The 23,557-nt window shown below is 40.2% G+C and carries 20 protein-coding genes; 13 read left to right on the top strand and 7 right to left on the bottom strand.

Translation table 11 applies throughout. From position 1 onward, the window contains the following. Positions 1-86: 86 nt before the first annotated feature. The 5 genes from CAL7507_RS20435 to argJ form a co-directional block, all read right to left on the bottom strand. Entirely contained in the window at positions 87-2,156 is a 2,070-nt protein-coding gene (locus CAL7507_RS20435) for an ATP-binding protein (RefSeq protein WP_015130394.1), read from the bottom strand. 28 nt (positions 2,157-2,184) lie between these two features. Continuing rightward, entirely contained in the window at positions 2,185-3,483 is a 1,299-nt protein-coding gene (gene urtA, locus CAL7507_RS20430; RefSeq protein ID WP_015130393.1) for an urea ABC transporter substrate-binding protein, read from the bottom strand. Positions 3,484-3,615: 132 nt separating this feature from the next. Then, positions 3,616-4,341 carry a Uma2 family endonuclease gene (locus CAL7507_RS20425; protein ID WP_015130392.1) on the bottom strand — a complete coding sequence of 242 codons (726 nt, stop codon included), beginning with the start codon at positions 4,339-4,341 and terminating at the stop codon, positions 3,616-3,618. A 684-nt stretch (positions 4,342-5,025) separates the two neighbouring features. After that, complete coding sequence (gene psb34 / locus CAL7507_RS31830) at positions 5,026-5,196, bottom strand: photosystem II assembly protein Psb34 (protein WP_015130391.1); 171 nt, start codon at positions 5,194-5,196, stop codon at positions 5,026-5,028. A 475-nt stretch (positions 5,197-5,671) separates the two neighbouring features. Beyond that, complete coding sequence (gene argJ, locus CAL7507_RS20415; RefSeq protein ID WP_015130390.1) at positions 5,672-6,835, bottom strand: bifunctional glutamate N-acetyltransferase/amino-acid acetyltransferase ArgJ; 1,164 nt, start codon at positions 6,833-6,835, stop codon at positions 5,672-5,674. Between the two features lie 254 nt (positions 6,836-7,089). Here argJ and CAL7507_RS20410 point away from each other — a divergent pair, with 254 nt between their 5' ends. From CAL7507_RS20410 to CAL7507_RS20395, 4 genes are all read left to right on the top strand, one after another. Then, complete coding sequence (locus tag CAL7507_RS20410) at positions 7,090-8,532, top strand: bifunctional orotidine-5'-phosphate decarboxylase/orotate phosphoribosyltransferase (protein WP_015130389.1); 1,443 nt, start codon at positions 7,090-7,092, stop codon at positions 8,530-8,532. 43 nt (positions 8,533-8,575) lie between these two features. After that, positions 8,576-9,667, top strand: a complete 1,092-nt coding sequence (locus CAL7507_RS20405; RefSeq protein ID WP_015130388.1) for an AI-2E family transporter — start codon at positions 8,576-8,578, stop codon at positions 9,665-9,667. Positions 9,668-9,781: 114 nt separating this feature from the next. Then, positions 9,782-12,373 carry a DNA mismatch repair protein MutS gene (gene mutS, locus CAL7507_RS20400; protein ID WP_015130387.1) on the top strand — a complete coding sequence of 864 codons (2,592 nt, stop codon included), beginning with the start codon at positions 9,782-9,784 and terminating at the stop codon, positions 12,371-12,373. 172 nt (positions 12,374-12,545) lie between these two features. After that, positions 12,546-13,070: a DUF937 domain-containing protein gene (locus CAL7507_RS20395; RefSeq protein ID WP_015130386.1), complete on the top strand. Its 525-nt coding sequence runs from the start codon at positions 12,546-12,548 to the stop codon at positions 13,068-13,070. A 545-nt stretch (positions 13,071-13,615) separates the two neighbouring features. Here the strand turns inward: CAL7507_RS20395 and aroF are convergent. Next, positions 13,616-14,488: a 3-deoxy-7-phosphoheptulonate synthase gene (gene aroF / locus CAL7507_RS20390; protein WP_015130385.1), complete on the bottom strand. Its 873-nt coding sequence runs from the start codon at positions 14,486-14,488 to the stop codon at positions 13,616-13,618. 691 nt (positions 14,489-15,179) lie between these two features. Here aroF and CAL7507_RS20385 point away from each other — a divergent pair. Both CAL7507_RS20385 and CAL7507_RS20375 read left to right on the top strand, forming a co-directional pair. Further along, the gene (locus tag CAL7507_RS20385; RefSeq protein WP_236556992.1) at positions 15,180-15,740 is read left to right on the top strand and encodes a hypothetical protein; all 561 of its coding nucleotides are present in this window, start codon (positions 15,180-15,182) and stop codon (positions 15,738-15,740) included. A 433-nt stretch (positions 15,741-16,173) separates the two neighbouring features. Beyond that, positions 16,174-16,821 carry a pentapeptide repeat-containing protein gene (locus CAL7507_RS20375; RefSeq protein ID WP_015130382.1) on the top strand — a complete coding sequence of 216 codons (648 nt, stop codon included), beginning with the start codon at positions 16,174-16,176 and terminating at the stop codon, positions 16,819-16,821. A 68-nt stretch (positions 16,822-16,889) separates the two neighbouring features. On the opposite strand, the gene CAL7507_RS20370 is transcribed toward CAL7507_RS20375, so the two are convergent. After that, positions 16,890-18,029, bottom strand: coding sequence for a sensor histidine kinase (locus tag CAL7507_RS20370; RefSeq protein ID WP_015130381.1), 1,140 nt, complete (start codon positions 18,027-18,029; stop codon positions 16,890-16,892). A gap of 125 nt (positions 18,030-18,154) precedes the next feature. Here CAL7507_RS20370 and CAL7507_RS20365 point away from each other — a divergent pair, with 125 nt between their 5' ends. From CAL7507_RS20365 to CAL7507_RS32425, 7 genes are all read left to right on the top strand, one after another. Further along, a complete protein-coding gene (locus tag CAL7507_RS20365) occupies positions 18,155-19,126 on the top strand; it encodes a sodium-dependent bicarbonate transport family permease (RefSeq protein ID WP_015130380.1) in 972 nt (323 codons plus the stop codon). A gap of 4 nt (positions 19,127-19,130) precedes the next feature. Then, positions 19,131-19,439 carry a hypothetical protein gene (locus tag CAL7507_RS20360; RefSeq protein WP_015130379.1) on the top strand — a complete coding sequence of 103 codons (309 nt, stop codon included), beginning with the start codon at positions 19,131-19,133 and terminating at the stop codon, positions 19,437-19,439. A gap of 404 nt (positions 19,440-19,843) precedes the next feature. Next, positions 19,844-20,998: an iron-containing alcohol dehydrogenase gene (locus tag CAL7507_RS20355; RefSeq protein WP_015130378.1), complete on the top strand. Its 1,155-nt coding sequence runs from the start codon at positions 19,844-19,846 to the stop codon at positions 20,996-20,998. A gap of 423 nt (positions 20,999-21,421) precedes the next feature. After that, positions 21,422-22,009, top strand: coding sequence for a TetR/AcrR family transcriptional regulator (locus tag CAL7507_RS20350; RefSeq protein WP_015130377.1), 588 nt, complete (start codon positions 21,422-21,424; stop codon positions 22,007-22,009). Between the two features lie 4 nt (positions 22,010-22,013). Further along, positions 22,014-22,403, top strand: a complete 390-nt coding sequence (locus CAL7507_RS20345) for a tautomerase family protein (protein ID WP_015130376.1) — start codon at positions 22,014-22,016, stop codon at positions 22,401-22,403. 173 nt (positions 22,404-22,576) lie between these two features. Further along, positions 22,577-23,002, top strand: coding sequence for a thioesterase family protein (locus tag CAL7507_RS20340; protein WP_015130375.1), 426 nt, complete (start codon positions 22,577-22,579; stop codon positions 23,000-23,002). Positions 23,003-23,316: 314 nt separating this feature from the next. After that, the gene (locus CAL7507_RS32425; protein WP_015130374.1) at positions 23,317-23,457 is read left to right on the top strand and encodes a hypothetical protein; all 141 of its coding nucleotides are present in this window, start codon (positions 23,317-23,319) and stop codon (positions 23,455-23,457) included. Positions 23,458-23,557 lie beyond the last annotated feature (100 nt).

The raw sequence follows: 23,557 nt of genomic DNA, 5'->3' as shown, positions 1-23,557 counted from the left end.
GTATTATGTTGATATTATTTTAAATTGTTAAAATTAAAACTTATTACCCTGGCTATTAATACGTAGAAAATTAGATAGACGACAGGTTATGACTTGAGATTTTGATGTATAGGAATAGTAATCACGAATTCTGTCCCCTTACCAACAGAGGAAATACACTGCACTTTTCCCTGATGTTTCTCCGTGATAATCTTATAACTAATAGATAAACCTAACCCTGTACCTTTACCCACAGGTTTGGTTGTGAAAAAAGGGTCAAACAAACGCTTCTGCAAATTATCAGGAATACCCAAACCATTATCAGCAATCCTAATTATCACTTGTGTATCCCCTATAAGTTCTGTACAAATGCGAATTTGGGGTTGATTTGTTGACTCTTCTGAAGCATCAATTGCATTCGCTAAAATATTCATAAAAACTTGATTTAGTTGTCCAGCATAACACTCAACTAGTGGTAATTCACTATATTCTTTACTCACCTCAATTCCGGGATTTTTAGATGTAGCTTTGAGACGATTTTCTAAAATCATCAAAGTATTATCTATACCCTCGTGAATATTCACTGCTTTAAATTCTGCCTCATCCAAGCGAGAAAAGTTTCGCAGAGACAAGACAATTTCTTTAATTCTTGTAGCACCAACTTTCATCGAAGTTAGCAGCCTCGGAAAATCTGTAATTAAGAAATCAAAATCGATAGTTGCTGCTTCATCTTGGATTTCTGGGACTGGGTGGGGATAGTGTTGCTGGTAAAGTTGTAATAGTCTCAGTAAATCTTGCGTATAATTATTGGCATAGGTGAGGTTAGCATCAATAAAGTTGACTGGGTTGTTGATTTCATGTGCTACACCAGCCACTAGCTGTCCCAAACTAGACATCTTTTCACTTTGCACCAATTGCACAGCTAATTGCTCGACCTCCTGTTGCAATTGTACCAAAACTGCTTCTAATTGTTCTTTAGCGATCGCTAGTTCTCTTTCCCGCTCTTTGATAGTATCAAAAGATACTTCGAGTTGGACTGCCATCCGATTAAATGATTGCGCCAATTGACCGATTTCATCGTGAGAAATGACTGGTGCTTGTTTATGCAAATTTCCTTGAGCAAATTCTTGAACAACTTGAGTAAGTTTAACAACGGGTTTAGAAATTGATTTGGCAACTACAATAGCCGCACATATCACCCACAAAAGTGTAACTATTCCTAAAACTATAACAATATTTCTTTGGGTTTTTAAAGATGCAAAAGCTTCAGCCGTATCCATTTTCACTACCAATCCTGCATTTAAAGAAGGTAAGTATCTCCAAGCAGCAATAGTTTCGTGACCTCGATAATCAAGGGTAATCCCAGTTCCCTTAATACCGTGAGATGCTAAATTAAGTGGGTGTAGTTTCTGCTGATTAATATTAATAGTTCTGTGAAAAGCCGCCTTTTGATCGTGTCGGGTAGGAGAGGTAAAAACTATGCGTTTACCAACCACGGAGCCTACAATTGTCTCACCTGTTTTTCCCAAACCAGTATAATCATTGACCACTTTATTAAACTCTTGATTATTCAGTTGCAGCACTACTACACCAATAATCAAATTATCTTTAAAGACGGGAGAAGCGATAAATGCAGCTGGTTGCTTAGTCGGCTTATAATAACTAAAATTAGAAATTTCCACTTGCATCAATGTTTTGGCTCTATCAAATACTTTCGCCAATTCAGAACTATTATCCCTTCCCTTATCGTAGTTTGAGCCAAATTCTTGACCACGTTTCACCGAAAAAATAGCATCACCAGATTGAGAAACCAGAAAAATATCAGAGTAACCAAATATTTCTAAATAATTAGTTAAGAATGGTCGATATTTCTCATCTACTTGATGATAGGCTGATGAGTTAACACCATACTTCTCAAAAGCTGTTTGATATTGCTCTATCGCATCAACTATATTTGGTATTTGTGCAATAGTAGCGGCATTTTTTTGCCTTTCAGTGATATAAGTTTCTATTTCCTTAGCTTTGCTTTCGGCAATAGCAACCAGATTATTATTGACTTCTTTGACTTGAGAATTACTGGCAATATAATATTTCAGAGAGGTAACTATAATCAGCGGAAGTAAAGCAATTAATAAAAACCAAAACAGCAATTTATTGACAATTTTTTTGTTTTTCAACTCCCTTTTCTCCAAAATCAGGAATTTATCAACCAGGATTAGCCCAGTTATTGTTCCAACTCTGATACAGAGTTTTGAGGAATATCTCCCAGTCAGCTTTGGAACGGGAGATAGGATAGGGTATGGGACGAATTGGTTTCTCTGAGTTCCAAACTATTTTAAATTGTCCGTCTGCTTTAATCTTGCCTACTCTGACTGTTTTCCAAGTATGTTGGTTATCAGAATCTAAATATACAATCCCTTCAGGGGCTTTAAAACTCTGGTCTTTGATATATTCTCGAATAGTATTCACTTCATCTGTACCAGCATCTTCAACGGCTTGTGCCCACAAATAAACACCAAAGTAGCCTGCTTCAATCGGATCAGATGTCACTCTATTTTTGCCATACTTTTGCTGAAAATTTCTGATAAAATCTCGATTTGTTGCCTCATCAATACTCTGAAAGTAATTCCAGACTGCATAATCGCCTACTACATCTTCTCTGGGCAATGAACGTAGTTCTTCTTCCGCAATACTAAATGAAATAGTAGGTATTTTATTGGGGGTAATTCCGGCTTGTCTCAAAGCTTGAAAAAAAGCAATATTACTGTCACCATTAATTGTGTTTAAAATGACATCTGGCTGAGTGTCTACAATTTTTTTGATGACATCTGCAACATTATTACTACCCAAAAGTATATATTCTTCCCCTAAGATTTCTCCTCGCAAAGCCACCACTTGATCCTTGATAATGGCATTGGCAGTTCGGGGAAAAACATAATCAGAACCTATCAAGAAAAACCGTTTACCTAAATTATCAAAAGACCATTTTACAGCAGGTATAATTTGTTGGTTTGGTGCAGCACCTGTGTAGACAATATTGGGCGACTCCTCCAATCCTTCATACTGCACAGGATAAATCAGCAGATGATTGTGTTTTTCAAACACTGGTTTAACAGTTTTGCGACTAGCAGAAGTCCAGCAACCAAAGACTGTAACAACTTTTTCTTTAGTAATTAGGTATTCTGCTTGTTGAGCAAATGTAGTCCAATCAGATTTACCATCAACGATAATTGGCTGAATTTTTCTACCTAAAACACCACCTTTTTCGTTAATTTCTGCAATCGCCAGTAAGGTAGCATCAACGACAGATTTCTCACTAATTGCCATTGTGCCACTCAGAGAATGGAGAATGCCAACTTTAATAGGTTTTTGTGAGACTTGTATTTGGGAATGAGTCAAAAAAAATATTGTTACTCCTAATGCAAAAGCTAATACTAAAATAATAATTTTTCTACTCGTAAATTTTCCCAACGACAAGTTACCTTTGATAATGATCAAATACATCTTCTCAGACAATATAGCCTTTCCCGACAAGTGTGAGTTACACCCGTAGGGGCACGGCATTGCCTGCCCCTACAACTCGCGATATAATGTTGTACCGCATTTGCATGAAAACTGCTATGGCTAAATTAAAAGCTAACCTAAATTTGGTTCAACGCCAAGCGCTTTTAATTGTGCTATCAATTTTTCTGTTTGTTGTCTTTCCTGTTCTACAGGAGTTAACACCCAGTTACCTGTCCCATCACACCAACGTAACCAAGCCTGTTCAATATTTTGATAGCTTCCCTGCCATACTCCCAAACCTAATTCTAATTCTGGTATCCACAAGCGTAATTCTGACAGCACCACTTCAGAATAACGGCCGCCATCCAACTTAAACACTCTAAACTGATATTTATAACGGTCAAATATAGCGTAATAAGGAACCCGTAGAATCTGCTCATATACTTCCCATTTTGTTGGCGGTTGCTCAATATCTCTTAAAGTTTGTCCCAAATCTTCTTTTTCAGTACCAGGGGACAGCAACTCAACCACGATAAAAGGATTAACTCCCTCTTGCCATACAACATAACTTAGGCGTAAGTCTTTTTCTTCGTAAAGACGAGGGACACCAACAGCAGCAAACCAATCTGGCCGCTTATACCAAAGCGGGTGACGCACATCATAGTAAAGATTTAGGTCGGTAGCAACAAAAATCTGGTCGCTGGGGTAATTTGCAGGACGAAACGTCTCTCGAAGTAATTGGGGTTGGAATATATGAAACTCGTCAGGCAAACCGGGTTCATTTGGATCTTCACTCTTAAGATCATACATTGTCGGTAGCACTTCTTTTGGCGATCGCGGCGGGTCAGTTTGATACATCGTGAAGCAGTCCTGAGAATGAGACTATCACATAATATTATGGGACTTAGTACAGATTGATGGGACTGGGGATTGGGGACAAATAACAAATGACAAAAGCTATACTTAGGCTAAAAAATGTTACTTAACACCCCACCTAGTTATTTTGGAGAGAAAATAGAAGCATAGGGATCTGGAGATAAAAAGCCTTAGTCTCCACTTCCCAAGCTTGCTCAAAGCCTCAAATGTTTTTAGAAGACTGGAAACCGGAGGTACAAAATGATTAGCAATAATTTAATACATGATGCCAGCAATTACCTAATCATCAAAATTTCTCTGTTTATTTTGATGTTGTTGCTGCTGATGATGATATCTGCTACCCCTGCTATTTAGGGACTACTGTTTTGTCGTCTCATGGGATTCTCCCCCTACTCCCTACCTAGGCTGTTGACTCTGAGGGTTTTCAGCCCAAAATGCATTATACAAAATCATAGTCGTAGTTAACGTTCTCATCAGGGCACGGCAGTGCCGATGCCCCTACGGTAAACACAAAAATTGCATGATAATTTTTAGCTAATTTCGGACAAAGTCAACAGCCTACTCCCTACCCCCTTTCTTCTCCAAGAAAAAAACCCCGGCGAAAACCGAGGTTATAGGGAGAAGTCCAAATGTCGATGGGAGATACCGATACCGAAATTGAAAATCTTAGCCAACGCTTAAAGCAACCAAAACTAAAGTGGTGACAATTAAAGTTGCAAACACACCTTGGACAACATATTTGCGTTGTTCCCAAATTGCGGGGTACTCAGCGTAATATACCTGGGGTTCAGTTGCGTAGTTGTTGAGAACGCCGTCTTCGTTAATGGTTGTATACATAACTTTTTTCCTTTGTTTGTTACTTTATGTAAACAAATTTAACAATATTGTTACAAATCGTCAAGAGGGCTTGACAAAAAAAATCTAATGCTTCCTATAAAAAGTACTTATAGCGATTCTCACTTGGATGCAATACAATCGAGGGCGGGAAAACCCCGCCCCTACAGGCTTTGTGATTTAAAACTGTACCTCACTGATCTGAAAACTGCTATATCAGCCCATACAGTTCATCTATAGGAATCCGGTTTGATTATTGAAAAAATTCCGTACACTTTAATCTTAAGTGTAGGGTGGGCAATGCCCACCAAAACCCGGATGTGGTGGGCATTGCCCACCGCCACTCCTCTCAACGCGGGAAACCCGCGCACGAGGGTGGCTCCCCTACATGTATTTCAGAAATCAAATATGAGTCCTATAGGATGCAATATTCTGTTGGGCTGATTAGTGTATTAGAGGAAGGGTATTGTGATGTTAATCAAGTTGAGTATTTACCATTAATCTCTACATATTCTTCTGTTAAATCACATCCCCATACAGTTGCCGAAGATTCCCCAATATTGAGGCTAACATGAATATTTACTTTATCCTGGGACATAATTTTTCGCAGTTTTTCCAAATCTTCTACAGATGAACTACCAGGATAAACTTGCACTTGATCAAATCTAATAACTACATTGTCTGGATTTATTTCTCGATCATTTTCACATTTACCTATCGCCATAGCTACCCTTCCCCAATTGGGATCTGCTCCATAAACAGCAGTTTTTACTAATGGTGAATTCACAATTGCTTTAGCAACTCGTTTAGCTTGCACATAATTCAGCGCCGAATCCACATTCACTTCAATCACCTTAGTAGCGCCTTCCCCATCTTTCGCAACCATCAGCGTTAACTCATGAGCAACTTCTTGCAATGCTTGAGCAAATTCATTTTCTGGAACTGCACCAGCTAAACCATTTGCTAAAATTACAGCGCTATCGCTAGTAGAAGTGTCAGTATCTATACTCAAGCAGTTAAAAGTTTTATCGATAGTAGAGCGAAAAATAGAACGCAGCACATTTGCAGAAATTGCAGCATCAGTAAAAAAGAACGTTAGAAGTGTAGCCATATTCGGCTCAATCATCCCCACACCTTTAGCAATACCTACCAACTTGGCGTTACCGACTTGCCGCATCGCTAGCTTTGGTACAGTGTCGGTAGTCATAATCCCACGTGCAGCAGCAGAAAAATCAGCAGCAGTTAATTTTTGCCCTATACCTAATACACCAGAACGGATTTTTTCTATCGGGTAACGTCTCCCAATGACACCGGTAGATGCGATCGCAATATTTTCTGGAGCAATCCCCGTTTCATTAGCAACTAGTTGTATAATTTCTTCAGCATCAGCAGTGCCAACAGCACCGTTAGCAACATTGGCATTTTTAGATATTACAACAATGCCTTGTGCTTGATTGTCTTCTAAATGGCGACGGCTAATAGTCACACTCGGCCCAGCAAAAAGACTTTGAGTGAATACTCCATCAGCTACACAAGGAACATCCGATTTAATAAGTACAAAATCATCTGTTGCATCCCGGATGCCCAAATTAGCAATATATGTACTAAATCCTTGAGGTGTAAGAGATATATCTAATGGCATTGTTTCACCGTTTCCTCATAAAGATGCACTTGGCATTAACGCCAAATTTAGTTTCCCACAGGAGAGCCACGACGGCACAAAATTTCTTGACTACTCAACCTCAACACACCAAATCGAGGGCGGGAAAACCCCTCCCCTACGGGATTTGGATTTAAAACTGTATCTCACGAATCTGAAAACCCCTATATTAATTACAAGTGATGTCTGAACAATTATCTCATCTTTGATTTGCTGTTCATTTTTACTAATAACCTATGAACTTTTACGATAAATTAAACACGACTATTTCACAAAATCAGAGCTTATTATTTGTAGGACTCGATCCAAATCCAGAAATGATGCCTGAATGCTACGCCTCTCAAGATATCATTACTGGACTGGGGAATTGGTTGCAATTTATTATTACTGAAACTGCTGCTAAAGTTTGTGCGTATAAGCCAACTTTGGGCTTTTATGAAGCATTAGGTATTCCAGGTTTAGAATTATTACACAAAACTTTAGCAGCTATTCCCAACCATATTCCGATTATTTTAGATGCTAAACACAGTGATTTAAATACTAGTACTATCTTTGCGCGGGCTGTGTTTGAACAATGGCGAGTAGATGCAATTACTCTCAATCCCTATTCTGGACAAGATCATGTAGCGCCGTTTTTGGTTTATTCTGATAAGGCAGTGTTTGTGTTGTGTTGCACATCCAATCCTGGAGCGGAAACTTTACAACAATACCCAACAAATGAATCGCCTTTTTATTTGCAGGTGGTAAAGGAATCAAAAAATTGGGGTACTCCAGAGCAATTGGGTTTAGAAGTAGGGACTACAAACCCTAATACTTTAGCACTGATTCGGGCAGCGGCTCCCGAACGAATTATTATGGTTCGCAGTATTTGGGCTGAAAATAGTAATCTGACTGCAATTTTAACAGCAGGTTTGAATAATAACGGTGATGGTTTACTGATTCCCGTACCTCAAGATATGTTGGGTAAACCACAACTAGCGGAAGAAGTCAAGTCTTTAAATGTAGAAATTAATCAAGCTAGAACTGATATTATTCAAAGTAATTCTAATTGCTCAGTGTGGTTACCTGATGTTTGTTTTTTAAATCAACATCCCCGCCAAGATTTGATTTTACAACTGTATGATATTGGCTGCATTATGTTTGGTAGTTTTGTCCAGGCATCAGGAGCAGTCTTTCCTTATTATATAGATTTACGCAAAATTATTTCTAATCCTCAAGTTTTTAATCAAGTTCTTAATGCTTATGAGGAGATTTTACGAAACCTGAATTTTGATAGGTTGGTAGGTATTCCCTATGGTTCTTTACCTACTGCTACTGGTTTAGCTCTACGCCTTAATTGTCCGATGATTTTTCCCCGAAAAGAAGTGAAAGCACACGGAACGAGAAAGTTAATTGAGGGGAATTTTCATCCTGGTGAAACAGTTGTTGTGGTTGATGATATTCTGATTAGTGGTAAAAGTGTAATGGAAGGAGCGGAGAAACTCAAGTCAGTGGGTTTAAATATAAATGACATTGTAGTACTTATCGACCATGAACAAGGGGTTAAAGATAGGTTAAAAGAAAATGGCTACTGCAGTCATGCCGTTTTAACCATTTCCGAAATTACAGAAACCCTACACCAAGCAGGACGAATTAATGAAGAGCAATTTTTAGCTTTTAGGGATAGTGAAGATAGATGAATAAAGCTTGCTTATTGTGCTTGTGCTGCACAACTTATTGATTATGAGTATTCCCCTAAATCAACTGCTTAAATGGTTAATCTTAACACTGCTATTTCCGGCAGTTTTTCTTAATGGTTGGCTAGTATTTCGGTTGTTTCAATATTTTCAGCCATTGGTAACAATTTTGGTTTTAGCAACTTTGTTAGCATTTATTTTAAACTATCCTGTTTCAGTTATAGAAAGCCGAGGGGTAAAACGGAATTATGCAGTAGCATTAGTTTTTATATCAACTTCACTAGTTTTAGTGGCTTTGGGTATCACTTTGTTACCTATTATTTTAGAGCAATTTAATGAGATGGCTAAACTGCTTCCTCAATGGATTGATTCTAGTATGAAGGAAGTCCAGGTGATTAATGATTGGGCTTTTAGTCAGAAGTTAAAAGTTAATTTGGGTCAAGTTTTAACTCAAGTAACAAGTCGCTTACCTGATGAGTTTGAGTTTCTGTCTGATAAACTTTTAAGTATTATTATAGATACAATTGATAGTATTTCTGAAGGTTTGGTTACGGTAGTATTAACTTTTTACTTTTTATTGGATGGGCCAAGAATTTGGGAGGTGATTTTTAAAAAGCTGCCTTGGAGTGTTGGTCAAAAAATAAGTAAGTCTATTCAGCAAAACTTTCAAAATTACCTGATTGGTCAGGTGAGTTTAGCATTGCTAATGGGAGTTTCGCAAACATTAATGTTTTTTGCTTTCCAAGTGCAGTTTGCTTTACTTTTTGGTTTAGGTGTGGGAATTATGAGTTTGATTCCTTTTGGTGATGTGCTGAGTTTGATAGTAATCACTTTAATCTTAGCAACACATGACCTTTGGCTAGCAGTGAAGATTTTAGTGGTGGCTATTGTGATTGATCAGTTAATCGATCAGGCGATCGCACCCCGACTTTTGGGTAAAATTACAGGCATTAGACCAATCTGGGTGATCATTGCTCTACTATTAGGAACCTATGTTGGCGGATTATTAGGTTTGCTGATTGCAGTACCTGTAGCTGGTGTTATTAAAGATGCGCTAGAAGGTTTTGCTTTTCCAGACAATGCTGTGGTGAATGGAGAGGTAGGAGAATTGTTGACAGAAGAGTCAGCACCGCAGTGATACTAAATAAATTTTGAGCGATGTCTACGACGGGCGTAGCTACAGCTAACCCAGCACCCCGCGTCACGTTATTATTGAATATTGTGGCTTTTGCGTGTGTAACTCCTAGCATCTATGACTGCTTCTCACTCTGAAATTCAGCCAACGGAACCCAATACTCCTACTGCGCCTCACGCTGACACTCGATTAGTAGACCGCAGCAGGCTGAGTAAGATGTACCAGCATTATGTGGAGATGAAAGATAAGTATCCTCATGCGCTGCTGCTGTATCGGGTGGGAGATTTCTTTGAAACTTTTTTTCAAGATGCTGTCACTGTCTCTAGGGAACTGGAACTAGTTCTCACCAGTAAACATGGCGGCGAAGTTGGTCGCGTAGCCATGACTGGTGTCCCCCACCACGCTTGGGAACGCTACACTACTATGCTGGTGGAAAAAGGCTACGCAGTGGTGATTTGTGACCAAGTGGAAGACTCCGCTGATGCGATTGGTTTGGTGCGACGCGAGGTTACACGCATCCTGACTCCTGGGACTTTGTTGGAGGAGGGAATGCTGAAATCTAGTCGCAATAATTACTTGGCGGCTGTGGTAATTGCGTCTAACCATTGGGGTCTAGCCTATGCAGATATCTCTACAGGGGAATTCCTCACAACTCAAGGTAGTGATTTAGAACACCTGACCCAAGAATTGATGCGGTTGCAGCCTGCGGAGGTGTTGTTTCCGACTAACGCACCTGATTTAGGGACTTTACTACGTCCAGGGGAAACTTCGCCCTATTTACCGCCATGTTTACCGCCGTCTTTTTGCTACAGTTTGCGATCGCAACACCCATTTTCACAAAATGAAGCTAGACCCAGATTATTGCAGAAATTTAAAGTGCGATCGCTCGAAGGTCTAGGTTGCGATCATCTCCCCCTGGCTGTCCGCGCCGCTGGGGGTCTGCTGGAATATATAGAAGATACCCAAAAGGAAAACTCAGTTCCTCTCCAATTGTTACGCACCTATACCGTCACCGACTACCTGATAGTTGACCACCAAACCCGCCGTAACCTAGAAATTACCCAAACTGTCCGCGATGGCACCTTCCACGGTTCTCTGTTGTGGGCATTAGATAGAACTAGCACAGCGATGGGTGGGCGGGCATTACGGCGATGGTTGTTACAACCGCTACTTGATACTAAAGGCATCCGCGCCCGGCAAGATACCATCCAAGAATTAGTAGAAAATACAGCCCTACGTCAAGATTTGCGGCAGTTGTTACGGCAAATTTATGACTTAGAACGGTTGACAGGACGTGCAGGTTCTGGGACTGCTAATGCCAAAGATTTGGTAGCGTTAGCAGATTCCCTCTCCCGCTTACCAGAATTATCTCGCTTAGTGGACCAAGCCCATTCTCCTTTCCTGAAAGCTTTGCAGAAAGTACCACCGATCTTGGAAGATTTGGCACAAAAGCTACACAATAATATCGTAGAATCACCACCAATACATATTAAAGAAGGTAGTTTAATTCGTTCTGGGGTAAATCCACTGCTGGATGAGAGAAAAGCAACTGTAGAAGCGGATCAACAATGGATTGCCAATTTAGAGGTTGATGAACGGGCTAAAACAGGAATTCCCACCCTGAAGGTGGGATTTAATAAAACCTTCGGATATTACATTAGTATTTCTCGCGCCAAAGCTGACCAAGTACCAGTTAATTACATCCGCAAGCAAACCCTGACGAATGAAGAACGTTACATCACCCCAGAGTTGAAAGAACGGGAAGCCCGAATTCTGTCGGCGCGGGACGATTTAAATCAGTTGGAATATGAGATTTTTGTCGAGTTGCGGGAAGAGGTAGGTAGTCAGGCTGAGGTGATTCGCAATCTTTCCCGTGCGGTGGCTGCGGCAGATGTATTATGTGGTTTGGCTGATTTGGCAGTGCATCAAGGTTACTGTCGTCCAGAAATGTTAGTGGGGCGAGAAATAGGAATTGTTGATGGCCGTCATCCAGTGGTAGAACAGTCTTTACCTGCAGGGTTCTTTGTCCCGAATTCGACGCAATTGGGTCAAGAATCATTAACAAATGACCAAAGACAAATGACAAATGACAATCCTGATTTAATCATCCTCACTGGGCCAAATGCAAGTGGCAAAAGTTGTTATTTGCGCCAGGTGGGGTTGATTCAGTTAATGGCGCAAACTGGTAGTTTTGTCCCTGCTAGGTTTGCGAAGTTGGGAGTATGCGATCGCATTTTCACCCGTGTAGGTGCTGTAGATGATCTGGCTACGGGTCAATCTACATTTATGGTGGAGATGAATGAAACTGCAAATATTCTCAACCATGCAACTTCTAGGTCATTGGTGTTGTTAGATGAAATTGGTCGGGGAACAGCGACATTTGATGGTCTTTCCATAGCTTGGGCGGTGGCGGAATATCTAGCAACAGATATTCAGTCTCGGACAATTTTTGCGACTCACTACCACGAGTTGAACGAACTCGCGGGGATGTTAGAAAATGTAGCTAATTATCAGGTGACAGTGAAGGAGTTACCCGACCAAATTATCTTTTTACACCAAGTCCAACCGGGGGGTGCTGATAAATCCTACGGGATTGAAGCCGGAAGGCTAGCGGGCTTACCTGCGGTGGTAATTCAACGGGCTAAACAAGTGATGGGTCAAATTGAGAAACATAGTAAGATAGCAATGGGTTTGCAAAATCTAGATTAGGGACTTCCAGAAAATAAATTATCCAATTTATTGAGATTTTCTTTTTCTTACTCCCCCCCGCTCCCCCGCCCCCCAACCCCTCATCCCACATTATTTGTGTCACTCTAGACTTGCAATATGACTAGCTTTTAGTTCAGTCTAAAAATGAACAAAGCAGGAATCAAACAAAATTATGGGACTTTTTGATCAGATTCTCGGCGCCGTCGCCAATCCCAATCAACAAGGCAGCTTGGGTCAAATCGGCAGTATTATCAACACTGTGGAGCAATTAAGCGATCGCACAGGTGCAGATCCCTCAACCATACAATCTTTATTAGGTATTGTGGGAAACCAAGTGCGATCGTCTTTACAAGACAAGCAAGCCACAGAAGGTAATGAAGCTGTACAAACTTTAGTTAGTCAATTTGCTGGTACTTCTCCTAATCCGGAAGCAGTTGATTCGGTATTCTCTCCTCAAGCACAACAACAAGTGGCTGACATTGCCGCCCAGCACACTGGTTTAGATGCTGGTATTATTCAACAAATACTGCCACTAGTGGTGCCTGTAGTGCTGAACTTTTTGCAATCTGGTGCAAATGCTCAAAATCCCCAGGCTGGTGGGAATTCAGTCTTGAATTCCTTCCTGGATGCAGACAATGACGGTGATGTTGATATCGCTGACGCCATCCAGCTAGCTAGTCGGCATCTCGGACGCTAAGGAATGAAAATTAAATAACATCGACTTTTACTCATGATGTATCACTAAGAACATCAAACTAGATGTTCTTAGTGATACATCCTATGGTTCGTTTTTGCTTAAGTTGACACCAATGGGCACTGCCGTGCCCTTACGGGTGTACCTCACGTAACCGAGAATTGCTATACGCATTTAACTCGACTTTATCCAAAATTAAGAGCTTGGTCTTCTTTATCTGGCAAAAACCCTGGCTTTTGATGAAGAGTGCTGAGTTCCGAGTGCTGAGTGCTGAGTTAAAAAGACCACCCACGAGGGGTGGGGTATCAACCAACTCCTGTATTAAAAGATTCCGCTTAACATCGGGCGGGGCATTTACCAAGTGCAAAAGTACTGAGTAACCGTTAATTTACTCAGCACTCAGGACTCAGCACTCAGTACTCAGTACTGAGTATGGTAAATACTTTTTCCACGTCACTGATTATCGATAAATTACAAAAACTAAAGCTAGTATCCTACAAGGGTTTCAGCGTCAGGTTTTAGGTTTCGCAAAAATGGATAAAGTCGAGTTAAGCAGCCCAATAAATAGGGGCAGGTTTTAAACCCACCCCTATTGCTTCTGATATATTTCGTCCAACTGCTGCAGCTACAGGTTTTAAACTATCAACCAAGTTCACCATATCTTCTAAAGACAGTGCTTGACGGGCATCAGAAACAGATTTTTCTGGTTCTGGGTGACACTCAATGATTAACCCATCTGCCCCACAAGCAATGGCGGCTTTTGCCATCGGTGCTACTAATTCCCGTTTACCGACGGCATGAGATGGATCTACAATCACAGGTAAGTGAGTTATCTGCTTGAGGGCAGCAACTGCGCCTAAATCCAAGACGTTGCGGGTGTAATTATCGAAGCTGCGGATACCCCGTTCACACAGCACCACATCTGGATTACCGTGACTCAAAATATATTCGGCTGCCATAACGAATTCTTCAATTGTCGCCGCCAAGCCACGCTTGAGTAATATCGGCTTACCAGCTTGTCCTAAAGCTTTGAGTAAGTCGAAGTTTTGCATATTGCGGCTACCAATTTGCAACATATCAGCATGGGCGGCGACTACTTCAATTTGGGAAATTGACATGACTTCAGTCACTACGGGGATATTGTAACGCGATCGCACATCTGCCAAAATTTCTAGTCCTTCCTCTCCCATTCCTTGGAAAGCATAGGGAGAAGTACGAGGTTTGTAAACACCACCGCGCAACGCCTGCAGGGGTGCTGCAGATAGCTTCTGGGCGACTGTCTCCATTTGTTCTAAGCTTTCAACTGTGCAAGGGCCACCAATAATTACCAATTCTTCACCACCGAAAGCAACTTTTTCCGTCAGTTTGACAATTGTTTGGTGACTGGGATGAGATTGGGCAGCGAGTTTAGCATTAATCATGGTTTGATTTTCCTTAAAAGTTGGGGATTGGGGATTTGGGATTGGGGATTTGGGAAAATAACCCTTGACAATAAAAAAGCCCAGAAGCTTTGACTTCCGGGCGCGTTACGATTTATCGGCATGACGCTATTTACCCGGAATTTGCTCTGGGCCAAAAGTAAAAGCCATAAAACCAGCTACTAAAATAGGTCATCACGATCAGATTTCTCCACAAAAAACAAAAACCGCAGAGTTGGCTCTGCGGTTCACCGGGCGGTTTCCATTAGGAAACTGTATTCACCCCCGGTGAACCGCCTTGTACCAAAAATAAAAGTAAGAGTTGCTGTTGAACATTCGTGAATTTCTGGGATATTTAATCTAATATTTTAGGTACTGCCACAATAACAGACGCAGTTGGTGGCGTCAAGACCCCCACAACACTCAAAAAAGGGTTAAACTCAGTACTATTCTAAATATCAAAACTTGGGATCATTGAATTTACATAACTTTACAGCGATCGGTAATGGAAATGATCAACACTAAAAAATCCGCAAATTCATAATTCATCTTTTTTGCCTAATGCCGCCGCAATCCCATCAAATTTTTAGAGCCACTCAGTTTTCAGCTAGTTAGCTTTTAAGTTCCATGATCTTAAAAGCTATCAAGCTGCTCAACCAAAAGTTTCTTCGTTTTGAATTTTGAATTCCCTATGATGCCCACTTCCAAAATTTTAGCTACACATTTCGACTATCACGGGGTTTACCCTTGCCCAGTATGTCATGTAGGTAAGATTACTCATATGCCATTAATGGAAGCTATGGCTTGTGACTTTTGCCAAGAGATTTTTACTGTCAATCTAGAACAGCAGCAAATTAAAATGCCTTCCAGACAACCGCCCCTAATTTGGCATTGGAGTGGTTTTAATTGGACAGAAGGCCAGTTAGAAGGTGTGGAATTGGGTTGGGGTTATGGGTTGGCAGCGATGAGTTTTATACTTCTTCCCACAGCTTTAATTGGCATAGTAGCTTATAATTTTCCCCCAAATTCACATGAACCGATTACCTGGCTACCATCAATCTGGACTATCCTAACTTTTTTGTTGCATTTAGCAATTATTATTTGGATTTTTATTGAGATTTATCAAATTCCAGTTGCGGCATATTTGAGAGCTGTAAATCGGTGGAGAAATGGAGGAGTAGGGAGATGGAGAGAAGTTAGAGGGTCGGCTTCCTCTCATGGAAACTTTCGCGGGGATAGGGAAATGGGAAGATAAGCTAACTACTGAATTATAAACTCTGCTGTATCAGGAAGATATAATCAGAAATTTTGCATCATACACGTCAACAATCATTAATAATTAGTTTAGACGACAAAACTAATTGTTACAATTTTTAGATAATCTCAAACAATTTTGGATTTTGGATTTCCAATTTTGGATTGACCCCGACTACAAGGGTGCGGTACTTAAGGATTTTGAATTTGTTCCGCCCACGGCTGTGCATGTAGCTTGCTTCTCCGCAGAAGTACCAAAAAATCTAAAATCTAAAATTCGGAGTCAAGTTGCTAAAAATATTGCAAATGGTACTGAAAAATCTCAAATGATATCTGATCGGAAATTAGACGAGACAACGGAGATTTAATAAAGGATTAAGCCGATAGACGGCTGCATCACTCATAATTAAGTTGATTGACCACCAAAACATCTTATGAGCGAGCTGGAGCGGTATTATAGAGTCTTAGAATTAGAGCCAGGAGCAACACTTGAGGAAGTGAATCAGGCATACAAAGATTTAGTTTTTGTATGGCATCCTGATCGAATTCCCAACGAGAATCTCCGTTTAAAACAAAAAGCACAAGATAAACTCAAAGCAATTAATGAAGCTCGTGATAGATTACGCTCTTCAAAAGTTCAGCATCAAGCTACAGCTTACTCACCACCACATTACCAGCAACAGCCACCAGAAACTACCTATCAACCAGCACAAAAACACCCAGATTTAAGTGGTAAAGATTTTAGTCGAGCCAATTTAAGCAACAAAGATTTATCTGGCAGAAACTTGAGTTTTGCTAACTTGAGTGGTGCAAATCTCAGTGATACTTTTATGCACAAAGTTAATCTGAGAGGTGCAGATTTATCTGAGGCGAATTTGTTTAGGGCAAACTTACTTTTAGCCGATATGCGGGAAGCCAATTTACGCTCGGCTAACTTGATTGGTGCTGATCTGAGTGGTGCTGATTTGCGGGGAGCAGATTTAACAGGAGCGAGGATTCGTTCAGGCGATCGCTTGCTTGTTAAACTGATTGGAGCCAACTTAGCTGGAGCTATCATGCCTGATGGTGCAATTCATCGTTAATCAATACTTTATCTTGATTGAGCGCGAATAAAACCAAGTTTATTGCTCAAATTAATCTGGGACGAAACTTATTTTTGATCCAAACAAAATGGAATTTCAATGATAAACTCTGCTCCCTCTCCAGGTGCTGATATACATTGCAACTTGCCTCCATGCTGATGCACAATAATTTGATAGCTGATTGATAAACCTAGTCCAATTCCCTCACCTAATGGCTTAGTTGTAAAAAAAGGCTCAAATAGCTGTGATTTGATCTGGTTGTTTATACCTATACCATTATCCTTAATACTAATCCGTAGCCATTTTTGATTGAGAGCTTGAGTACAAATTGTAATCATACTAACGTGATTTTTAATATTTGATATAGCAGGATTTAAGCTTTCATGTGTCAAGAAATCAATAGCGTTACTAATGATATTCATAAATGCTTGATTTAACTCTCCTGGATAGCATTCTACTTCTGGTAAATCATCATATTTTTTGACAATTTTAATACCAATATTTTCTGTTTCCGGTTTTAGGCGATGCTGAAGCAGTAACAGAGTGCTATCAATTCCATCATGGATATTAACAGATTTTATTTGTGATTCATCTAAGCGAGAAAAGTTACGCAATGCCAGTACAATCTTTTGAATACGCTCTGTTCCTCTTTGCATAGATGATAAGAGGATTGGTAAATCCTTTACCACAAAATCAAGGTCATATTCTTCAATTAAAGCGCCAATTGTTAAATTAGCCTGAGGATAATGTTGTTGGTAAATATCAATAATAGCTAACAAAGATTGTGCATAGTTAGTCACATGGATGAGATTACCGTGAATAAAATTAACAGGATTATTAATCTCATGAGCAACACCAGCAACCAGCCGTCCTAGGCTAGACAATTTTTCAGATAAAAGTAGTTGGGGAGCTTGTTGGAGCTTTTGCATAGTCTGTTTTAGCTGTTGAGCTTGTTCTTTTAAATAGGCTTCTGAATGTCTTAATTCCTGTTCTATTAATAAGCATTCTAACATTTGGTTATTCAAAGGATGATAAAAGAAAAAATATAAAGCCGGTGTAATCAGCAATGTTAATAGAGTGGCATCGAGAAATGTCTCAACCAAATCTGGCAATTTTGGCAACACCAGAAACATGAGCATGATCAATGTTTCAGCAAGGAATACTGAGATGGCCATGCGGATCAAGAAAAACCAAGGAGATTTTTGCATTGTCAGTATCTAAGAGGATCTTTTTGTTATGGTTCCCAAAGATGTTTACCATCTATCCTAAGTGGCACTTTTATGCAACAATTCATAAAGGTTTATTAATTACAAAATAATTAGGAGTGGTGGAAATGGATGTCGGTTTGGTAATATCTAACATCTTGAATCCACCCATCCTGGCTTTTTTTCTGGGGATGCTGGCGGTTTTCCTCAAGTCTGATTTGGAAATTCCTGCTCCTCTTCCCAAATTGTTCTCCCTTTATCTACTATTTTCTATCGGGTTTAAGGGTGGTGTGGAACTGGTTAAAAGCGGCATCAATCAGGAAGTTATCCTCACCTTGATGGCAGCAATCATCATGGCATGTATTGTCCCGGTTTATACATTTTTTATTCTGAAGCTAAAACTGGATGTCTATAATTCAGCGGCGATCGCAGCTACCTACGGTTCTATCAGTGCTGTAACCTTTATTACTGCTGGCTCATTCCTCACAGAACTGAATATACCTTATGACGGCTATATGGTAGCGGCTCTGGCTTTAATGGAATCTCCAGCGATTATTGTCGGTTTAATTTTAGTAAATGTCTTCACAGCTACACAGGGTAAGCGCGATTTTTCTTGGTCTGAAGTATTACAAGAAGCTTGCCTGAATAGTTCCGTATTTTTGCTAGTTGGTAGTCTGATCATGGGTATACTGACTGGGGAACACGGTGGACAGGTGTTAAAACCCTTTACCCAGGACTTGTTTTATGGAGTCCTTACTTTTTTCTTGTTGGACATGGGACTGGTAGCCGCCAAAAGAATCAAGGATTTGAAAAAAACTGGGCCTTTTCTAATTTTGTTTGCCATACTCATTCCCATTGTCAATGCTACAGTGGGTCTACTAATTGCCAAAGTGATCGGGATGCCAAAAGGAGATAGCCTTTTATTTTTGGTACTTTGCGCTAGTGCTTCTTATATAGCTGTGCCAGCAGCTATGCGGCTAACTGTTCCACAAGCCAATCCCAGTTTGTATATTTCTACTGCCTTAGCTGTGACATTTCCCTTTAATATTATTGTGGGTATTCCTCTATATTTATACGCAATTAATCTGCTGTGGAGATAAGATTATGCAATCAGTTAAACGCATCGAAATCTTTGCCAATTACGTAGAACTTCCTAAGATTTTAGAAAGTTTAGAATATTCAGGTGTCCAAGGTCATACAGTAATTAAAGATGTAGCTGGAAAAAGTATTAGGGGCAAAATCACTGACGATTTAGCCATGACTATGTTGGATAATGTTTATATTATTGCTTTTTTTCCTCCTGAACAATTGCCAGTAGTAGAGGTAAATATCAAAGCAATTCTGAATAAGTTTGGTGGGACATGTTTTGTTTCTGATGCGATGGAATTGGAAACAACTAAATGTGTTGGTTAAATAGACTTTTAGTAGGTTTTGTGTGTTGGGAAAATTATTTATTTAAATTTAGAAGCGATCGCCCTTAATTAAGGAGATTTCCTCCAATAAAAATTGATAGGGGATTGTGAGTGAACTGTAGGGGCATACCGCTAAAGCGGAACCCGCAGGGCACGGTTGTTTGCCTTCCAATTGGTAAAATTATTTCTAGAAATCACCTAAGCATTAATTCCTGGGTGCTGAGTAGGAATAACAACAGGTTAGTTTTTTGCGCTTGTCTTTTCGTTTTAAAAGTGTATCTCACGGATCTGAAAACCGCTATAATTGCCTGTCAAAATCCTGCATCGGCAAAAGGTGTCGGCCAAGAAATGGCGAAACTGATTACAATACACAAGGTAAAATCCGCATCCTTCGTGTAAGCACTTATGCAAAATTTTGCTTTTTACAACCCAGTCAAAATCCTGTTTGGCAAAGGTCAAATCGCCAACATTGCGGCTGAAATTCCGGCTGATGCTAAAATTCTCATTACCTATGGCGGCGGTAGCATCAAAAGCAATGGTGTTTATGATCAGGTTCAGTCTGCGTTAGCTGGACGGAATGTGTTTGAGTTTGGCGGGATTGAACCCAACCCCCACCTTGAAACTCTCTTAAAAGCAGTGGAACTGGTGCGGAATGAGGATATAGATTTTCTACTAGCTGTTGGTGGTGGTTCTGTTCTGGATGGGACTAAGTTTATTGCGGCTGCAGTGCCTTTTGTCGGTGATCCTTGGGATATCTTAGCTCATAGCGCACCTGTAGCATCTGCCATCGCTTTTGGTGCGGTGCTGACTCTCCCCGCAACTGGTTCGGAAATGAATACAAACTCAGTTGTTACCAAATGGGAAACCCAAGAAAAACTATATTTTAGTAGTCCTTTAGTGTTTCCTCGTTTCTCTGTTCTTGATCCGGAAACGACTTTTTCTTTACCTCCCAGACAAATTGGTAATGGGATTGTCGATGCTTACACCCATGTAATGGAACAGTATTTGACTTATCGAGTCAACGCGCCATTGCAGGATCGATGGGCGGAATCAATTTTGCAGACACTGATTGAGGAGGGACCGAAAACCTTAGCGAATCCCCAAGACTACGATGCACGGGCTAATGTGATGTGGGCTGCAACCTTAGCATTGAATGGACTAATCGGTGCAGGCGTACCCCAAGATTGGGCTACCCACATGATTGGTCACGAATTGACAGCACTGCATGGTTTAGATCATGCTCAGACTTTGGCGATTGTGCTACCCAGCACCCTCTCAATTAAACGCTCAAGCAAATGGCAAAAACTCTTACAATATGGCGATCGCGTTTGGGGGATCGTCGATGGTAGTGAAGAAGAACGGGTGACAAAAGCGATCGCTAACACTCGCAACTTCTTCGAGTCTGTAGGTGTACGCACTCGCTTGTCTGACTACGGTGTCGGACTAGAAACCATTCCCGTGATTATTGAACGTTTGGAACAGCGCGGTGCTGTCGCTTTAGGTGAACACCAAGATGTTAATTCTCAAGTCATCGAGAAGATTTTAACTCTTTCACTCTAGTGGTTTGTCAATTTTGTTTTGAGGGGTTTTTGGTAGTGCGGGCCGAAAAGCCCGCGTGAGCGAGACGCTCACACTACAGTCCCTCATTTCAACCCTGACAGACTACTAGTTGGGGATTGGGGATTGGGGATTGGGGAAATAATCAATGTGTCCAAGTCCCAATTCCTAATTCCCTAATATGAATTGACTTTCAGATTTTTGTCGTGCTAGTCTTAATAAGACCGTTTGGTCTGTATTATCGTTGCTCCCCCTAATAATTACACACTAAGAGCAAAGGACTAGTACCGCAAGGCGGAAGTCAAAAGTCAAAAGTCAAAAGTCAAAAGTCAAAAGTAATATGGAGTAAGCTTTTTAGCGATTGAGAATGGTCTGCTTATTTCCGCCGCACTGTACTAGTAATATATTTTCCCCAATTCCCTTGTAATGTCAAAAGGCGAAGAGACAAAAACTAGAATTATTCAAAAAGCAGCCGAACTGTTTAACCAACAGGGATATGCTGGCTCGTCGATTGCCGATATTATGCGTGTCACAGGTTTGCAGAAAGGAGGAATTTACAATCACTTCCAGAGTAAAGATGAGTTAGCGCTACAAGCTTTTGAGTATGCGATCGCCTGCGTTAGCCAGCGTACCAGAACAGCATTACGCAGCCAACGCCATGCAATTGAACGTCTAAAAGCGATGATTGATATATCTCGCAGCTACTTGAATAATCCACCGATTAAAGGCGGGTGTCCACTGCTGAATACTGCTGTTGAGAGTGATGATGCTTATCCAGCGTTACGCGATCGCGCTCAAAAAGCTATGGATTCTTGGCGTCACCTGATTTGTCACGTTATTGAAAACGGCATGAAAAAAGGTGAAATTCAGCCTAAAATTGACGCGGATGAAATCGCAACTATCATCATTGTCACGCTGGAAGGAGCCATAATGATGAGCAAGTTATATGGAGATGATATTCATATGCAAAGAGCCATTAATCATTTGCATCAATATATAGACAATCTTCTTTAAAACTATGGTACAAATCAAAATATATGGTTTAGCCGATCAACTAAACCCCATCAAAGCCAAGTTATCAAATATTCTCCATAAATCTCTAATTGAGGTTTTACAGATTCAACCGGAAAAGCGTTTTCATAGATTTTTCCCACTAAATAAAACAGACTTTTATTATCCAAATGATCGGACAGAAAACTATCTCATTATTGAAATTAGTATGTTCGAGGGACGCTCCGTAGACACTAAAAAAAAGCTTATTCGTCTGCTAATTCAAGAAATTAATGGCAATTTCAATATTCCCATCAACGATATTGAGATAACTATTTTTGAAACACCCAAATATAATTGGGGCATTAGAGGTTTACCTGGTGATGAATTGACATTGAATTACAAAATAGAAGTTTGATACTTGAAGTATTTGTTCACTAATTCTGTAATTCTTAGTAGGGTGGGCATTGCCCACCAAATGCCTAAGTGTATTTCAAAAATCAAATACTAGTCCTCTAAATTTACAAGCTTGTATTTTTTTTGAGAGTTAACAAACCGAACGGTCTTAATTAGTTTTTCCTAGGAGGAATCATGTCATCAACTCAAAACTTGCACAGACCATTTGAAGTCCAGATAAAAATACCTGTCAGAACCTATGATATAGACTTTGCTGGCATTGTTAGCAACATAGTTTATATCAGATGGCTTGAAGATTTGCGTTTAAAGTTTTTAGATGAACACTGGCAACTTGATCAACAAATAGAGCAAGGATATGCACCTATTCTTGCAGGAACAGAAATTGAATATAAACGACCGATAAAGTTGATTGATCAAGTCATTGGTCGTTTATGGGTGAGTAACTTAGGACGGCTCAAGTGGACTGTGGAAGCTGAGATTGTAGCTAACGATAAGTTAGCAGCAGTAGCTACACAAAAAGGTGCTTTTGTCAGTTTAGAGAATGGTCGTCCTATTCCGATTCCAGAGGGATTGCAAAAGAAATATTTAGAGTGTGTTTGAAAAGTTTTGTCAGGTATAAATTGTCATTTAATAAATCGGCGTTGCTGATTGCGGGATGAATTGTGATTGTCATGCTGAATGTAGCACTAGCAGAATGAAGCATCTGCGAGATTCTTTCCTTCGGAACGCTAGGCGTAGCAAGATCCCCTATGGGTTACACTTCACTATGTTCCGTTCAGAATGACAAATTCATACTTTCTTCAGCAACGCCAATAAATCATTAGCCATTGCCTGTGCGTCGGGTAGCTTTAAAGGTGCATTTGCTCATGGCGTGTTAAGTGCTTTAGAAGCAGTGGGAATTATAGCCAACGCCTATGCTGCCGCATCTTCCTCATTTCATTGCTACCAGTACAGTAATTTCGGAAACTGCTGCTTACGAGACACAAGGTAAAAAAGCCAGACGCTTGGGAAGACGCTTATTAGTCGCTGTAGGAAAACGCGATCGCTCTTGTTAAACTACAAAAAGATGTGATTTTTGATGCATAAAAAATAAACAGAAAACATCCTGTTTTTTTTGTTTATTTTTTTCAAAAGTAGCAACTCATACCTTGATTG

The organism is Calothrix sp. PCC 7507 (assembly GCF_000316575.1).
GTDB lineage: Bacteria > Cyanobacteriota > Cyanobacteriia > Cyanobacteriales > Nostocaceae > Fortiea.
Note: the sequence above shows the minus strand (reverse complement) of the source record. Positions and strands in the feature narration are given on the sequence as shown.

Bases quoted from the DNA above. Each gene is read 5' to 3' on its own strand.
- urtA (WP_015130393.1), bottom strand. From the start codon at position 3,483: ATGTATTTGATCATTATCAAAGGTAACTTGTCGTTGGGAAAATTTACG.
- CAL7507_RS20425 (WP_015130392.1), bottom strand. From the start codon at position 4,341: ATGTATCAAACTGACCCGCCGCGATCGCCAAAAGAAGTGCTACCGACA.
- psb34 (WP_015130391.1), bottom strand. From the start codon at position 5,196: ATGTATACAACCATTAACGAAGACGGCGTTCTCAACAACTACGCAACT.
- argJ (WP_015130390.1), bottom strand. From the start codon at position 6,835: ATGCCATTAGATATATCTCTTACACCTCAAGGATTTAGTACATATATT.
- CAL7507_RS20410 (WP_015130389.1), top strand. From the start codon at position 7,090: ATGAACTTTTACGATAAATTAAACACGACTATTTCACAAAATCAGAGC.
- CAL7507_RS20405 (WP_015130388.1), top strand. From the start codon at position 8,576: ATGAGTATTCCCCTAAATCAACTGCTTAAATGGTTAATCTTAACACTG.
- mutS (WP_015130387.1), top strand. From the start codon at position 9,782: ATGACTGCTTCTCACTCTGAAATTCAGCCAACGGAACCCAATACTCCT.
- CAL7507_RS20395 (WP_015130386.1), top strand. From the start codon at position 12,546: ATGGGACTTTTTGATCAGATTCTCGGCGCCGTCGCCAATCCCAATCAA.
- aroF (WP_015130385.1), bottom strand. From the start codon at position 14,488: ATGATTAATGCTAAACTCGCTGCCCAATCTCATCCCAGTCACCAAACA.
- CAL7507_RS20385 (WP_236556992.1), top strand. From the start codon at position 15,180: ATGCCCACTTCCAAAATTTTAGCTACACATTTCGACTATCACGGGGTT.
- CAL7507_RS20375 (WP_015130382.1), top strand. From the start codon at position 16,174: ATGAGCGAGCTGGAGCGGTATTATAGAGTCTTAGAATTAGAGCCAGGA.
- CAL7507_RS20370 (WP_015130381.1), bottom strand. From the start codon at position 18,029: ATGCAAAAATCTCCTTGGTTTTTCTTGATCCGCATGGCCATCTCAGTA.
- CAL7507_RS20365 (WP_015130380.1), top strand. From the start codon at position 18,155: ATGGATGTCGGTTTGGTAATATCTAACATCTTGAATCCACCCATCCTG.
- CAL7507_RS20360 (WP_015130379.1), top strand. From the start codon at position 19,131: ATGCAATCAGTTAAACGCATCGAAATCTTTGCCAATTACGTAGAACTT.
- CAL7507_RS20355 (WP_015130378.1), top strand. From the start codon at position 19,844: ATGCAAAATTTTGCTTTTTACAACCCAGTCAAAATCCTGTTTGGCAAA.
- CAL7507_RS20350 (WP_015130377.1), top strand. From the start codon at position 21,422: ATGTCAAAAGGCGAAGAGACAAAAACTAGAATTATTCAAAAAGCAGCC.
- CAL7507_RS20345 (WP_015130376.1), top strand. From the start codon at position 22,014: ATGGTACAAATCAAAATATATGGTTTAGCCGATCAACTAAACCCCATC.
- CAL7507_RS20340 (WP_015130375.1), top strand. From the start codon at position 22,577: ATGTCATCAACTCAAAACTTGCACAGACCATTTGAAGTCCAGATAAAA.
- CAL7507_RS32425 (WP_015130374.1), top strand. From the start codon at position 23,317: ATGCTGCCGCATCTTCCTCATTTCATTGCTACCAGTACAGTAATTTCG.